The sequence below is a fragment of the Curtobacterium sp. MCBA15_004 genome (assembly GCF_001865055.2).
In the GTDB taxonomy this organism is placed as follows: Bacteria; Actinomycetota; Actinomycetes; order Actinomycetales; family Microbacteriaceae; genus Curtobacterium.
On the sequence record NZ_CP126266.1, the window covers coordinates 1,615,187 to 1,628,620 of the forward strand.

Annotated in this window: 12 protein-coding genes; 10 read left to right on the plus strand and 2 right to left on the minus strand. The window is 75.1% G+C overall.

Features of this window, described 5'->3' with window-relative positions; genetic code table 11:
- Window positions 1–48: 48 nt before the first annotated feature.
- Window positions 49–1,389, plus strand: a complete 1,341-nt coding sequence (locus QOL16_RS07640) for an alpha/beta fold hydrolase (protein ID WP_071284798.1) — start codon at window positions 49–51, stop codon at window positions 1,387–1,389.
- Window positions 1,386–2,975, plus strand: a complete 1,590-nt coding sequence (locus tag QOL16_RS07645) for a GMC family oxidoreductase (RefSeq protein WP_071284799.1) — start codon at window positions 1,386–1,388, stop codon at window positions 2,973–2,975. The genes QOL16_RS07640 and QOL16_RS07645 overlap by 4 nt, the downstream gene beginning before the upstream one ends.
- Before the next feature lie 142 nt (window positions 2,976–3,117).
- On the opposite strand, the gene QOL16_RS07650 is transcribed toward QOL16_RS07645, so the two are convergent.
- Together QOL16_RS07650 and QOL16_RS07655 are read right to left on the minus strand one after the other, a co-directional pair.
- The gene (locus QOL16_RS07650; RefSeq protein WP_065959388.1) at window positions 3,118–3,732 is read right to left on the minus strand and encodes a GIY-YIG nuclease family protein; all 615 of its coding nucleotides are present in this window, start codon (window positions 3,730–3,732) and stop codon (window positions 3,118–3,120) included.
- 129 nt (window positions 3,733–3,861) lie between these two features.
- Window positions 3,862–4,707: a siderophore-interacting protein gene (locus QOL16_RS07655; protein WP_071284800.1), complete on the minus strand. Its 846-nt coding sequence runs from the start codon at window positions 4,705–4,707 to the stop codon at window positions 3,862–3,864.
- Window positions 4,708–4,767: 60 nt separating this feature from the next.
- On the opposite strand from QOL16_RS07655, the gene QOL16_RS07660 reads away from it, so the two are divergent.
- From QOL16_RS07660 to QOL16_RS07695, 8 genes are all read left to right on the plus strand, one after another.
- Window positions 4,768–5,421: a heme oxygenase (biliverdin-producing) gene (locus tag QOL16_RS07660; protein WP_071284801.1), complete on the plus strand. Its 654-nt coding sequence runs from the start codon at window positions 4,768–4,770 to the stop codon at window positions 5,419–5,421.
- A gap of 127 nt (window positions 5,422–5,548) precedes the next feature.
- Entirely contained in the window at window positions 5,549–8,206 is a 2,658-nt protein-coding gene (locus tag QOL16_RS07665) for a phosphoenolpyruvate carboxylase (protein ID WP_071284802.1), read from the plus strand.
- 153 nt (window positions 8,207–8,359) lie between these two features.
- Complete coding sequence (locus QOL16_RS07670; RefSeq protein WP_254780277.1) at window positions 8,360–9,577, plus strand: multidrug effflux MFS transporter; 1,218 nt, start codon at window positions 8,360–8,362, stop codon at window positions 9,575–9,577.
- 56 nt (window positions 9,578–9,633) lie between these two features.
- Window positions 9,634–9,972, plus strand: a complete 339-nt coding sequence (locus tag QOL16_RS07675; protein WP_065959378.1) for an STAS domain-containing protein — start codon at window positions 9,634–9,636, stop codon at window positions 9,970–9,972.
- On the plus strand, window positions 9,969–10,382 hold the full coding sequence (locus QOL16_RS07680; protein WP_253181523.1) for an ATP-binding protein: 414 nt from the start codon (window positions 9,969–9,971) through the stop codon (window positions 10,380–10,382). The genes QOL16_RS07675 and QOL16_RS07680 overlap by 4 nt, the downstream gene beginning before the upstream one ends.
- 130 nt (window positions 10,383–10,512) lie before the next feature.
- Window positions 10,513–11,478: an AraC family transcriptional regulator gene (locus QOL16_RS07685; protein ID WP_071284804.1), complete on the plus strand. Its 966-nt coding sequence runs from the start codon at window positions 10,513–10,515 to the stop codon at window positions 11,476–11,478.
- A 71-nt stretch (window positions 11,479–11,549) separates the two neighbouring features.
- The gene (locus tag QOL16_RS07690; protein ID WP_254780279.1) at window positions 11,550–12,113 is read left to right on the plus strand and encodes an alpha/beta hydrolase; all 564 of its coding nucleotides are present in this window, start codon (window positions 11,550–11,552) and stop codon (window positions 12,111–12,113) included.
- Between the two features lie 138 nt (window positions 12,114–12,251).
- On the plus strand, window positions 12,252–13,409 hold the full coding sequence (locus QOL16_RS07695) for a hypothetical protein (protein ID WP_071284806.1): 1,158 nt from the start codon (window positions 12,252–12,254) through the stop codon (window positions 13,407–13,409).
- Window positions 13,410–13,434 lie beyond the last annotated feature (25 nt).

Consider the following 13,434-nt stretch of genomic DNA (forward strand, 5'->3'; position numbering starts at 1 on the left):
GGGTACGCCAGCCTGAGACCGACGCCGAGCCGCCGGTAGGAACGAACGATGACTGCGACCGCGTTCTGCCTCCACGCCTTCGGGTCGAGTTCGGAGGAGTTCGTGCTGCTCCGGTCCGAGCTCGCCGGCGACCTCGACCTGGTCGGGATCGACCTCCCCGGCTTCGGTCGCAGCCCGGCGTCGGCCGGCACGACGGTCGAGGAGATGGCCGTCGCCGTCGAGCGCGCCGTCGGGACGAGCGGCGCCACCGAGTGGGTGCTCGTCGGCCACTCGATGGGCGGCAAGGTCGCCACGGTGGTCGCGGACCGCACCGTCTCCGGTGCGAACGGCCTGTTCGGGCTCCGCGCCGTCGTGCTGCTCGCGGCCTCGCCGCTGTCGCCCGAGCCCATGGCCGAGGACCGTCGCGCTTCGATGCTCTCGTGGGCCGAGGACGGTCGCATCCGCCCGGACCACGCCGCCGCGTTCGTCGACGCGAACACCGCCGAGGTCCTGCCGCCCGACCGGCACGAGATGGCCGTGCACGACGTCGAGCGTGCCGACCCCCGCGCCTGGCGGGACTGGCTGCTCCGCGGCAGCCGCGAGGACTGGTCGGCCGACGCCGTGCCGAACCCCGTCCCGACGCTCGTGATCGCCGGGGCCGAGGACGGCGACCTCGACGCCGACGCCCAGCGACGCCTGACGATGCCGCACTGGCCCGCCGCCGAGCTGCACGTCGTCGACGGTGCGGCGCACCTGCTGCCGTGGGAGCGTCCGCTCGAGGTCGCCGCGGTCGTGCGCGACTTCTGGAACCGCCGGGTCGCGCACGCGCCGGCCGTCCCCGCCGGCGCGGTGCGCGTGATCGCCTCGCCCCGGGTCAGCGCCCGCACGCGCGGCGTCTTCGCGGTGCGCTCCCTCGCGGACGACCCCGCCGCCGAGCCCGCCGCGCTCACCCGTCGGCAGCTCGACACCCTGCGCGCCGTGGCCCGCACGGTCGTCCCGCAGCCCGGCCCGCACCACGTCGACCTGGCCCTGCGCGTGGACGCCCAGCTCGCCGCCGGCGCGGGCGACGGCTGGCGGCCCGACGGTCTGCCGACCGACGTCGAGGCGTACCGGGCGGCACTCGACGTGCTCGCCCCGGTGGTCGACGGCGGGGACCTCGACGCGGTCCTCGAGGCCGTCGCCGCCGGTCGCCACCGGTCGGACGGCCCGCTCGACGCCGGGGCGCTGCGCGCCTGGTTCGAGGACGCCAGCGTGGACCTGGTGAAGCAGTGGTTGGCGCACCCCGCGACCATGTCCGAGATCGACTACGACGGCTACGCCAACGGCGGCGACGGCGTCCGCAAACAGGGCTTCCAGTTGCTCGGAGCCGGGCAACGCGAAGCATGGGAACCAGAGGGAGCACGACGATGAGACTCGACGCACAGCGCCGCTACCAGGACGACGAGGTCGTCGACGTGGTCGTCGTGGGCACGGGTGCCGGCGGTGCTCCGCTGCTCGCCCGGCTCGCCCGCGAGGGCCTGACCGCGGTCGCCCTCGAGGCCGGCCGCAACACCGAACCCGAGGACCACCTGCCCGACGAGGTCGAGGCGCCGGCGGACATCAACTGGATGGACGAGCGGATCAGCGGCGGATCCGCCCCGACCGCGTTCGGCCCGAACAACAGCGGCACGGGCGTGGGCGGGTCGACCCTGCACTGGGGCGCGTTCACCCCGCGGCCGAGCACCCACGACCTGCGCCTGCGCACCGAGTCCGGGCAGGGCGAGGACTGGCCGGTCGACCACGCCGAGCTGACCGCGTACATCGAGCGCGTGGAGCACGAGGTCGGCGTCGCCGGCCCCGCGCACTACCCGTGGGACCCCGCACGCCGCTACCGGATGGGCCCGCCCGCCCGGAACGCGTCCTCGGACATGATGATGCGCGGCACCGCGGCGCTCGGCATCACCGCCACCGACGCCCCGGTCGCGCTCACCACCGAGGACCGGCACCAGGAGCACCACGGCCTCCGCCAGGCCTGCGTCTCGTGCGGGTCCTGCCACCAGGGCTGCCGCAACGGCGCGAAGGTGTCGATGGACACCACGTACCTGCCCGCCGCCGTGGCGTTCGGCGCGGAGATCCGACCCGGCTCGTTCGTGCACGGCATCGAGCTCGACGGGTCCGGACGCGTCAGCGCCGTGCTCTACACGCGCGACGGCCAGGAGCGCCGCCAGCGCTGCCGGTCCCTCGTGCTCGCAGCGGGCGGGGTCGAGACGGCACGCCTGCTCCTGCACACGGGCCTGGCGAACAGCAGCGGCCAGGTGGGCCGGAACTTCACGGCGCACGGTGCGACCCAGGTCTGGGCGACCTTCGACGAGTCGATGCGCTCGTACCGCGGGTACCCGTCGTCGATCATCACCGAGGACTTCGTCCGCCCGGCCGACGCCGACTTCGCGGGCGGCTACCTCATCCAGAGCCTGGGGGTGCAGCCGCTGACCTTCGCCACGACGCTCGTGCGCGGCGGCGGGCTGCGCGGCGCCGAGCTGGTGCGGGCGATGCGCGACTACCCCCGGACGGCCGGCGTCGGGATCAACGCCGAGTGCCTGCCGTACGACGACAACCGGCTCGTGCTGTCCGAGGAGCTCGACGAGCACGGTGTCCCGCGGGCCCGGGTGTCGTTCTCGCCCGGCAGCAACGAGGACGCCATCCGCGCCCACGCCGTCCGCACCATGACCGCGATCGTCGAGGCGGCGGGCGGCACCGACGTCCGCGTGCTCGAGCGCACGGCGCACACCATCGGCACCGCGCGCATGGGGGCCGACGGCGGCAGCTCGGTCGTCGACCCGGCAGGCCGGTCGTGGGACGTGCCGAACATGTGGATCTGCGACAACTCGGTGTTCCCGAGCGCGGTCATCGCCAACCCGGCGCTGACGATCATGGCGCTGTCGCTCCGCACGGCCGACCGGTTCCTCCGAGACGACGCCGCGGCGGACCGGGCGGGAGCGGCGACCGTTGCCGCCTGACGCCTGACGCCTGACGCCTGACGCCTGACGCCTGACGCTGACGCCGGGCACGCCCACCCGAGCGAGAACGCCGGCACCGCACCGGTGCAGGCACGGCCCCGCCCCGACGCCCGCCGACCACCCGGTCGGCGGGCGTCGTGCGTCACCCCCGCAGGGCCAGCGCCTCGCTCGTCCACCGCGCGTGCAGCGCCCACGGGTCGGTGACCCCGGCCCCGACCACCGCGACGTGCGCGAGCAGTGCCGGGGTCGTCCGGAACCACTCGGTGCGCGGGTACCGGTCGGCCGCGAACGCGCGGTGCCGTCGGCGTTCGAGCGTGCGGTCGCCCCGTTCGAACGCCAGGAGCTCCTGGTGCGGGACCGCCGCCAGGCGCTGCCGCGGGTTCGTCGTCGTGCCGATCTTGATCCGGTCGCCGAAGTCGTCGCGCTGCCGCAGGTAGTAGACGACGTCGACGCGGGGCGGCGCGAGGTCGCCGTCCGGCACGTCGCCCCACGGCCACTCGCACACGGCGCACAGGCTGCCCGACGGGAACCGGACGCCGCTCCGCGACCCGCACAGCGGGCACGGCCCGGGCAGCACGTCCTCGACACCGGTGTGCTCGGCGGCCAGGTCGGCCACGAGCGCGACGTGCCCCGCGCACAGCGGCAGCACGGCCGCGACGGCGGGCAGTGCGTCGCCGTCGCACCCGGGGATCGCGCACCGCGCGCGGTCGCCCGCACGGCCGTCGGGGACGGGAGGGGTGCGCTTCGCGGTGACCACGCGCCGGACGCTAGCCGCACCCACCGACGTGCACCGCGCCTCCCGGCCGCACCGGAGCGCGCAGCCGCGACGACAGCGACCGCGGCGGCCGCAGCCCACCGCGACCGCGGCGACCGCCGCGCGCCCGCGTCAGTCCGGGAACACCATGCCGACGGGTTCGCGCTTCTCCTCCTGGAACCGGTCCTCGGCACGGCCGAGCGCCCAGTACGCCGACAGCGACAGGTCGGCCTTGTCGAGTCCCCAGTCGTCCTGCAGCAGCCGACGGATCGCCTTGACCGCGGTCCGCTCGCCGTGCGCGAAGACCCGGACCGGTCGGGAGGCGCGGGGCAGTGCGCGCGCCGCCGCCAGCAGGAGCGTGCCCGGCTCGGCGCCGGTGGCGTCGCGGTGCAGCCACCGCAGGTCGACCCCGGCGGGCACCGCGAGCGCCTGCTCGTCCGCGGCACCGGCCACCTCGACGAGCGCGACGCCCTGCGCGGTGGCGGGCATCGCCTCCAGGGCGGCACCGATCGCGGGCAGGGCGCTGTCGTCGCCGAGCAGCACGTGCGTGACGGCCGGGTCGGTGGACGGCGTGTACCCGCCGCCCGGGCCGCTCAGCGCGAGCAGGTCCCCGGGACGGGCCGCGGCCGCCCAGGGCCCGGCGAGGCCGTCGTCGCCGTGCACGACGAAGTCGATCGCGATCGTCCCCGCCGCGTGGTCGACGGCGCGCACGGTGTACGTGCGGCGCGCGGGCCGCTCGTGCTTCGGCAGGGCGGTGCGGAGCGCCTCGAGGTCGTACGGCGGGGTGAGCCCGGACGACGGCGGGGCGAGCAGCAGCTTGACGTACTTGTCGGTCGCCGCGAGCCGGTCCGGGTCGGCGCCGTCGACGAAGTCCCGGAAGGCCGGTCCGCGGAGGTGGACGCGGACCATGTGCGGCGTCAGCCGTTCGGTCCGCTCGACGACGAAGACGTGCTGCTGGCGCTTCGGGCTGGGGGTCATCGGGGGACTTCCTGTCAGTGGGCTGCTTGACGTTCCGAGCACTGAGGTTAGCCTTACCTCATGGGTGCGACCGTGACGACGTTCTCCGAGCTGCTGCTGCGGCGGGCGGGCCGATCGGACGCGGCCGCCGGCACGTCCGGGGCCCACGGACTGCTCGCGGGGGAGTGCGAGGTCGCCGACTACGCCGACCTGCTCGGACAGTACGCCGTCGTCTACGCCGCACTCGAACGGGCCGCCGAACGGATGGCGGACCACCCCGTCGCGGCGCCGTTCGTCACGGCGCAGCTCACCCGGCTGCCCGCGATCCGCGCCGACCTCGAGTACCTCGTCGGCCCGGACTGGTCGGAGCTGTGCTGCCCGACCCCCGCCACCACGGCGTACGTCCGACGCCTGAACGAGGTCGCGGCGACGTCGCCCGGCGGGTTCGTGGCGCACCACTACACGCGGTACCTCGGCGACCTCAGCGGCGGCCCGTCGCTCGCCCGGCTGCTCGAGGAGCGGTTCGGCTTCGACACGAACGGCGTGCTCTTCACGATCTTCGACCAGGTCGCCGACCCGGCGGCGTTCGAGGACACCTACCGCGCCGAACTCGACGCCGCCCCGTGGTCGGCCGAGGAGCGCGAGGCCGTCCTCGCCGAGGTCGACCTGGCCGCGTCGCTCGACCGTGCGGTGCTGCGGTCCATCGGGCACGGCGCCCCCGCCGCGACGGCCTGAGCACCGGCGCCGTCGCACCGCTCGGAGTCCGTCCGGACGGTCCTCGTCACGCGTCGTCACGCGTCGCCGTCCGCCGGTACGCTGCTGGGGACCCGGGCCGCGTGCCCGGCGGACGTGAGAGGAACCCATGACGGCGATCGACGGATCGACGCGCCACGGGCGCGCACGGGACGACGTCAGCGGAGCGGTCGACAGCGACCTGCGCGCGGACGTGCGGTACCTCGGCAACCTGCTCGGGCGGGTGCTGCGGGAGACCGGTGGCGAGGACCTGCTGCACGACGTCGAGGACCTGCGGGCCGCGGTGATCGGGGCCTACGAGGGCTCCGACGCCGAGGGTGCCGCGCGGGCCGAGGCGATCGTGGCCGGCATGTCGGCCGAGCGCGCCGAGGCGGTGGCCCAGGCGTTCACGACGTACTTCCACCTCACGAACCTCGCCGAGGAGCACCACCGCGTCCGGGTCCTCCGCGGTCGCGGCGACGACGGCGGCGTCGCGGGCGACTCGTTCCCCGCGACCTACGCATCGCTGGTCGAGCAGGTCGGCGCCGACGCCGCTGCCGAGCGGCTCCGCGACCTCCGGTTCCACCCGGTCCTCACCGCGCACCCGACCGAGGCCCGCCGTCGCGCGGTGACCACGGCGGTCCGACGGATCACCGACCTCATCGACGAGCGCGACCGCGCCCGCAACGCCACCGCGCGTGCCGAGAACGAGCGCCGGCTGCTCGAGGAGATCACGACCCTCCTCCGCACCTCGCCGCTCCGCACGACCCGGCCGACCCCGCTCGACGAGGTCCGCACCGCGATGAGCGTGTTCGACCAGACGCTGTTCGAGATCGTGCCGCAGGTGTACCGCCTGCTCGACGACCGGCTGCTCGGCGACGACGCCGGTCGCGTGCCGGTGACCGCCCCGGCGTTCGTCCGGTTCGGCACCTGGATCGGCGGCGACCGCGACGGCAACCCGCACGTGACCGCCGACGTCACACGGCAGGCGGCCGAGATCGCCTCCGAGCACATCCTGCTCGGCCTTGCCCGTGCCGCCACCCGGATCGGGTCGGCCCTGACGCTCGACGCCGCCGAGACCCCGGCCGACGCCGGGCTGCAGGCGCTCGTCGCCGCGCAGGAGGCCCTCGACCCGGGCATCGCCGAGCGCATCGGCGTCCGCGCCCCGAACGAGACCCACCGCCGCGCGCTGCTGTTCGTGGCCGCCCGCATCCGTGCCACCCGCCGCGGCCAGGGCCCGCTCGTCTACGACGGCCCCGAGGCGCTCCTCGCCGACCTCCGGGTCATCCAGGCCTCGCTCGTCGCGGCCGGCGCGGCACGGACCGCGAACGGCGACCTGCAGAACCTCGTCTGGCAGGTCGAGACCTTCGGCTTCCACCTGGCCGAGCTGGAGGTCCGCCAGCACTCGCAGGTGCACCGGACCGCCCTCGCCGAGATCCGCGCGGGTGGCCCGCTGAGCGAGACCACGGAGGAGGTCCTCGCGGTCTTCCGGACGATCGCCGAGCTCCAGCAGCGGTACGGCGTCCGCGCCGCGCACCGCTACATCGTCTCCTTCACCCAGTCGCCCGCCGACCTGGCGAACGTGCACGAGCTGGCCGTCGCCGCGCTCGGTTCGCCCGAGGCCGCGCCGGTGCTCGACGTCATCCCGCTGTTCGAGACCTTCGCCGACCTGCACGCCAGCGTCGACATCCTCGACGAGGCCGTGCGCACCGCACCCTTCCAGCGCCGCCTGGCCGCGACCGGGCGTCGACTCGAGGTCATGCTCGGGTACTCGGACTCGTCGAAGGACGTCGGTCCGGTGTCGGCCAACCTGGCGCTGTACGACGCCCAGGCCCGGATCGCCGACTGGGCGCGGGACAACAACGTCGAGCTGACCCTGTTCCACGGCCGTGGCGGCTCGCTCGGCCGCGGCGGCGGACCCGCGAACGAGGCCGTCCTCGCGCAGCCGCCGGGGTCGATCGACGGTCGCCTGAAGCTCACCGAGCAGGGCGAGGTCATCTTCGCCCAGTACGGCGACCAGGACATCGCCGCCCGGCACCTCGAGCAGATGGCCTCGGCCACGCTGTTCGCGTCGTCGCCGTCGAACGAGGACCGCACCGCGGCCGCAGCAGACCGGTTCGCCGACCTCGCGCAGCAGCTCGACGACGTCTCCCGCGCCGCGTTCTACGACCTCGTCAAGGCCGACGGCTTCGCGCCCTGGTTCGCGCGGGTCACGCCGATGGAGGAGATCGGCCTGCTGCCCCTCGGCTCGCGCCCGGCCCGTCGCGGCCTGAGCGTCGAGTCGCTCGAGGACCTCCGGGCCATCCCGTGGGTCTTCTCGTGGACGCAGGCGCGCATCAACCTCGCCGGCTGGTACGGCCTCGGGTCCGCGCTGCAGGCCGTCGGCGACGTCGAGCTGCTGCGCACGGCGTACCGCGAGTGGCCGCTGTTCGGCGCGATGATCAAGAACGTCGAGATGTCGCTCGCGAAGACCGACGAGCAGATCGCGCGCCGGTACCTCGAGCTCGCCGACCGCGACGACCTCGCGGCGCAGGTGCTCGACGAGATGCTCCGCACCCGCGAGTGGGTGCTCCGGGTGTCGGGCGGCAGCGACGTGCTCGAGGACCGTCCCGTCCTCGCCCGCGCCGTGCGCCTCCGCAGCCCGTACGTCGACGCCCTGTCGCACCTGCAGCTCCGCGCGCTCCGGGCGATCCGGACGTCCGGCAGCACCGACCCGACGGACGGCGACCACCGCCTGCTCCTGCTCACCGTGAACGGCATCGCCGCCGGCCTGCAGAACACCGGGTGACCGGGTCGGGTCGCCCCGCGCGCCCACCCGCGCCGCCTGCCGCTCCCGTGCGACACGTCCGCTGTCGTCCGACGGCCGCGGTGTCGCACGATGCGCACGCATCTGCCGCCCTGGTCCCGTCGAACCGATTCGAGGGCGCGTACCGTGGCGCGCGTGACGACGGAGCGCGCAGGGACCGGGTCGACGGCCACCACCGGGGCCGCCCTGCCCCCGATCGTCCCGCTCGCCCTCATCGTCGGGGTCTCGCCGTTCGCGACCGACATGTACATCCCGGCGCTGCCGGCGATCGCACGCGAACTCGGCACGACACCGGGCGCCGTGCAGCTGTCGCTGACCGCGTTCCTGGTGGCGTTCGCCGTCGGCCAGCTCCTCGCCGGTCCGGTCAGCGACGGCATCGGCCGCCGCCCGCTGCTGCTCGTCGGGACGGTCGGGTTCGCGATCGCCTCGGTCGGGTGCGCGGTCGCCCCCGACGTCGGGACGCTGGTCGCCGCGCGCGTGGTCCAGGGCCTTGCAGGGGCCGCGGGTGCCGTCGCCGGGCGGGCGATGGTGTCCGACACGACGACCGGCGCGCGGACCGCCCGCGTGTTCGGCACCCTGGCGGCGATCAACGCCCTCGGCCCGGTCGTCGCACCGCTGGCCGGGGGAGCGGTGCTGACGGTGTCGACCTGGCGGGCGATGTTCGTGGTGCTCGCCGCGCTCGGGGTCGTGTTCGCGGTCGCCGTGGTCCTGCGCTTCCGGGAGACGCTCCCGCGGTCGGCCCGGGGCGGGACGGGGTTCCGCGCGAACGGTCGACGCATCCGCGACCTGCTGGCGATCGGGAGGTTCCGCGCCTCCGTGCTGACGGGGGTGCTGTCCACCGTGGGGTTCTTCGCGTACATCGCCACGAGCTCGTTCGTGTTCCAGCAGCAGTTCGGCTTCAGCGAGCAGCGCTACACGCTCGTGTTCGCCACGAACGCGACGGCGATGGTGGTGACGACCCTGGTGTTCCGCCGCGTCGTCGGCCGGTTCTCCGAGGACGCGCTGCTCACCACCGGCCTGCTCGTCGGCGCGGTCGGCAGCTCGGTCGTGCTCGTCGCGGCGTCGACCGGTGCCGGGCCGGTACCCGTGTGGTGCGGTCTCGCCGTGGTGACCGGCGCCTGGGGGTTCGTGCTGCCCGCCGCGATGACGAGGACCCAGCACGTCGGTGCCGCGCACCCGGGGACCGCGGCGGCGCTCCAGGGCGGGCTGACGTTCGGACTCGGCGGGCTCGGCACCCCGCTCGCGGGCGCGCTCGGCGGGACGGCACTCGCGATGGGCGGCGTGATGGCGGTGCTCATCACGGCCGCGCTCGTCGTCCAGGTCCTCGCCACGCGGAGGACCCGTACCGGCTGACGGCACCGACCCGGTAGGTTGCTGGGTGCACCGACACTGATCAGGAGGGCGGCTGCATGGACATCCAGGTACACGAGGTCTCGTCGGACACGGCGGTGCTGGAGTGCAGCGGCCGGCTCAACATGGTGAGCGCGGGGACGTTCCGCGAGACCGTCGCGACCGTGGTCGACGGTGGGCGCGCTCGGCTCGTCGTCGAACTGTCCGGTGTCGAGTTCATGGACTCGTCCGGTCTCGGCGCCCTGGTCGGCTGCCTGAAGACCGCGCGGCAGGCCGGCGGTGACCTGCGCATCGCGGCACCGTCCGAGCAGGTGCAGATGGTGCTCAAGCTCTCGAACATCGACAAGATCCTGCGGACGTACCCGGACGGGGACGCCGCGGTGACGAACTGGGGATGAGCCCCGTCATGGGCGGCCACGTGCTCGACCTCGCCTGCCCGCCGGACGACGTCACGGCGGTGCACACGTTCCTCGAGTCCGTGTGGGACCGCGAGCCCGACGTGTCCGTCGAGGACCGGATGGCCCTCGAGCTCGCGCTGGTCGAACTCGCCTCCAACGTGATCGAGCACGGCGCCGGCGGCCGCCCGGTCTCCTGCTCGCTCCGCCTCGACGTCGGGGCGGACGACGTGCGGGTGCTGCTCACCGACGACGGGGTGCCGGTTCCGGTCGACCCCGCGAAGGCGCACCTGCCCGAGGGGCTCGCCGAGAGCGGCCGCGGGCTCGCGCTCGTGCAGATGGTCGTCGAGGACCTCCGCTACGAGCGTGTCGGCGACGGGAACCGCTGGACCGCGCACCGCGGCCGGCACTGACCCCTGCCCGGTACCGCTCGTCACCCGAGCGGGGGAGGCGGTCATCCACTTCCCGCACGGCGGGAGACGGTCCCCGCACGCTGGACGGACACGCCGGACACCGCCCGTGCCGGGTGGGACGCTCCCCCTGATGACCATGCAGACCCCCGCCGACCCACGGACGCGCTTCGAGACGGCGGGCACCGACCTCGGTGACGCCCTCGACACGTTCGGACGGGCGTACGACGGCTCCGGGTTCGTCGGGTCGCGCACCGAACGTCCGTTCTCGTACCGGTTCCGGGTGGTCGGCGACCAGACGATGTCGTTCCGCTCGACGCTGTTCGACGCGCGTGCCGCCGGAGAGGCCGGCACCGACGACGAGTACGTCGTGATGTGGACCTCGCAGGGCGGTGGCACGATCACGGCCGGCGGCGAGGAGGTCAGCTACGCGCCGGGCACACCCGTCGTGTTCCCGACCGAGGGGTCCTTCCGCTTCGAGCTCCAGGACGTCCGCGAGAGCCTGGTGCACTTCGACCGGGGCTACCTCGAGGGCATCGCGGCCGAGCTCGGACAGACCGGCCCGGGTCCGCTCGTGTTCGACCACGCGCAGACCCCGCGGGCCGAGGACCTCCGCGCCTGGAACGCCCAGGTGCGTCGGGCCGCGCAGACCGTGCTCGGGTCGGCACCGGTGTCGCCGATCGCGATGGCCGAGACCGCACGCGACACCGCCCTCGCGATGCTCCGCACGTTCCCGCACCGCCAGCTCGTCCCGACGGCACCCGTGCCCGAGGGAGCGAGCAGCCGTGTGCGCGAGGCGATCGAGTTCCTGCACGCCTTCGCGCACACGCCGATCACGACGACCGACGTCGCCGAGCACGTCGGCCTCAGTGTCCGCGGACTCCAGCAGGCGTTCCAGCGGCAGGTCGGCACGGCACCGAACGCGATGCTCCGCGGCGTCCGCATGGACCGCGTCCGCGAGGAACTCCAGCGCGGCACGCCGGGCGAGACCACGGTGGCCGAGGTCGCCGTCCGCTGGGGCTTCGCCCACCTCGGCCGGTTCTCGGCGGCGTACGCCAAGCGCTTCGGCGAGTACCCCCGCGAGACCCTCGGGCACTGAGGCCGACCGGTCCGGCGTCACCCGGTGACGCGGGACGACGCACGGACGGAGCCGACGGCTACGATCCGACCGTGACCGAACTCCCCGTCGACGGCGCTGTGGGCCACCCCTGGGTCGTGATCCCGGGCATCTGGGGCTCCGACGCCGAGCACTGGCAGTCCCGGTGGGAGCGGGACCGCGGTCCCGACGCCGTGCGCATCGCCCCCGGGTCGTGGTCCGAACCGGACCCGGAGGACTGGGCACACGCCATCTCGCGTGCCGTGGCCGCGGCGCCCCGCCGGCCCGTCCTCGTGGCGCACAGCCTCGGGGCGCTGGCGGCGGCGCACTGGCTCGTCGACCACGCGGAACAGGTCGCCGGGGCGTTCCTCGTCGCACCGCCCGACCCCGACGGCCCCGCGTTCCCGGCCGCGGCGGCGGGGTTCCGCGCCCCGAACCGGGCGGTGCAGGTACCGACCGCCCTCGTGGTGAGCGACGACGACCCGTACTGCGGCGTCGACCGGGCGCTGGGGTTCGCGGCGACCCTCGGTGCCGAGGCGCTCCGCGTGGGTCCCCGCCAGCACGTCAACGTGGCCAGCGGCGTGGGGGACTGGCCGGAGGGCCGTCGGCTGCTCGAGGCCTTCTCCGCTCGCTGCTGACCGCGCTCCCGAGACGGTGGGACGGGGTGCGACACGCCGCTCACGTCCGGGGTGGCACACCACGCGCCGGACCCCGGGAACCGCGACACACCGCGGATGTGCCGCATCTCGAGGCGCGTGATATCTATCCTGCGTCACATGGAAACGCAGTCCGGTGCACGCGCTCCCCTCGTCGACCCGTTCGGGCGCGAGCTCGAGGAGTGGCTCCGGGACGCCCCGGCCACCCGGACGCCGTACCTGGCCGACCTCGTCGTCCCGCCCGTCACCGGACCGGTGCAGCGCCCCGCGGCCGCCGACCTCGCCGCGGTCGACGGCGCGCAGACCGCCGTGGTCGAGCCGACCACCGCAGCGGACACCGCGGCCGCCGCCGACGCGACCACCTCCCACGACCCGAGTGTCACCACACCCGACGCCGAGCGCACCAGCCCGGACGCCGCGCGCACCGCACCAGACGCGGCACCCGAGGCGGCAGCGCCCAGCGCCTTCCGCCGCCGCGACCGCGCCCGCCACGTCGCCGCCTGCGCCCCGGCCTTCCCGGAGCCGCCGGAGCGCATCGCCCTCCGCATCGAGGACCTCGCCGTCGAGGTCGCCGCGAGCAGCGGACGCACCACCATCGAACGCATCGTCCTGCTCGAGGACGAGGTCCGACGTCGTGACGAGGACCTCGCCCGCCTCGCCGCCTGGGAGGCCACGGTCGCCGGGTACGACGACGCCGAGGTCACCGCCGCCCGCGAGTTCGCACACGCCGTCTTCGCCGACCTGCTCGCCGACGCAGCCGCCGAGTCGGACCGCCGTGACCGCGCCGCCGCCCGCCGGGCCACGGCGTCACATTCGCTCGCGGACACCGGCCGCGGCACCGCGGACCGCGGTGCTCGGACCGTCGGCCGCGCCGCCGCGCGCCGGGCCGCGATGGCGTCCCCGGTGGTCCCCACGGTCGCCCCCGGCGCCGAGGCGACCGCCCCGGGCCGCGACGAACCGGCCCGACTCGTGCTGTCCCTCCCGGCCGTCAGCCCGGTCTCGGCGAACACGCGCCCCACGCCGCTCGTGCAGCCGGCCACCGGCCCCACGGTCATCGACCGTGCCGCCTTCGCGGCCGTGCTGACCGCGCACACCGGCGCCACCGCGAGCACGCCCGTCGTCCTGCCCGAGACGGTCGCCTCCGGCCTCGGTCCGGACGGTGCCGACGCGACACGGTCCGCCGACACCTCGGGCGCATCCGCCGCGGTCGACCAGGACCAGCCGGGCTGGTGGGCACGGCTGGTGACGCGCCTGCTGCGCCTCGTCGGCCGACGCTGAACCGCCCGGGCCGGGTCCGACCCGC

Bases quoted from the DNA above. Each gene is read 5' to 3' on its own strand.
- QOL16_RS07640 (WP_071284798.1), top strand. From the start codon at position 49: ATGACTGCGACCGCGTTCTGCCTCCACGCCTTCGGGTCGAGTTCGGAG.
- QOL16_RS07645 (WP_071284799.1), top strand. From the start codon at position 1,386: ATGAGACTCGACGCACAGCGCCGCTACCAGGACGACGAGGTCGTCGAC.
- QOL16_RS07655 (WP_071284800.1), bottom strand. From the start codon at position 4,707: ATGACCCCCAGCCCGAAGCGCCAGCAGCACGTCTTCGTCGTCGAGCGG.
- QOL16_RS07660 (WP_071284801.1), top strand. From the start codon at position 4,768: ATGGGTGCGACCGTGACGACGTTCTCCGAGCTGCTGCTGCGGCGGGCG.
- QOL16_RS07665 (WP_071284802.1), top strand. From the start codon at position 5,549: ATGACGGCGATCGACGGATCGACGCGCCACGGGCGCGCACGGGACGAC.
- QOL16_RS07675 (WP_065959378.1), top strand. From the start codon at position 9,634: ATGGACATCCAGGTACACGAGGTCTCGTCGGACACGGCGGTGCTGGAG.
- QOL16_RS07680 (WP_253181523.1), top strand. From the start codon at position 9,969: ATGAGCCCCGTCATGGGCGGCCACGTGCTCGACCTCGCCTGCCCGCCG.
- QOL16_RS07685 (WP_071284804.1), top strand. From the start codon at position 10,513: ATGACCATGCAGACCCCCGCCGACCCACGGACGCGCTTCGAGACGGCG.
- QOL16_RS07695 (WP_071284806.1), top strand. From the start codon at position 12,252: ATGGAAACGCAGTCCGGTGCACGCGCTCCCCTCGTCGACCCGTTCGGG.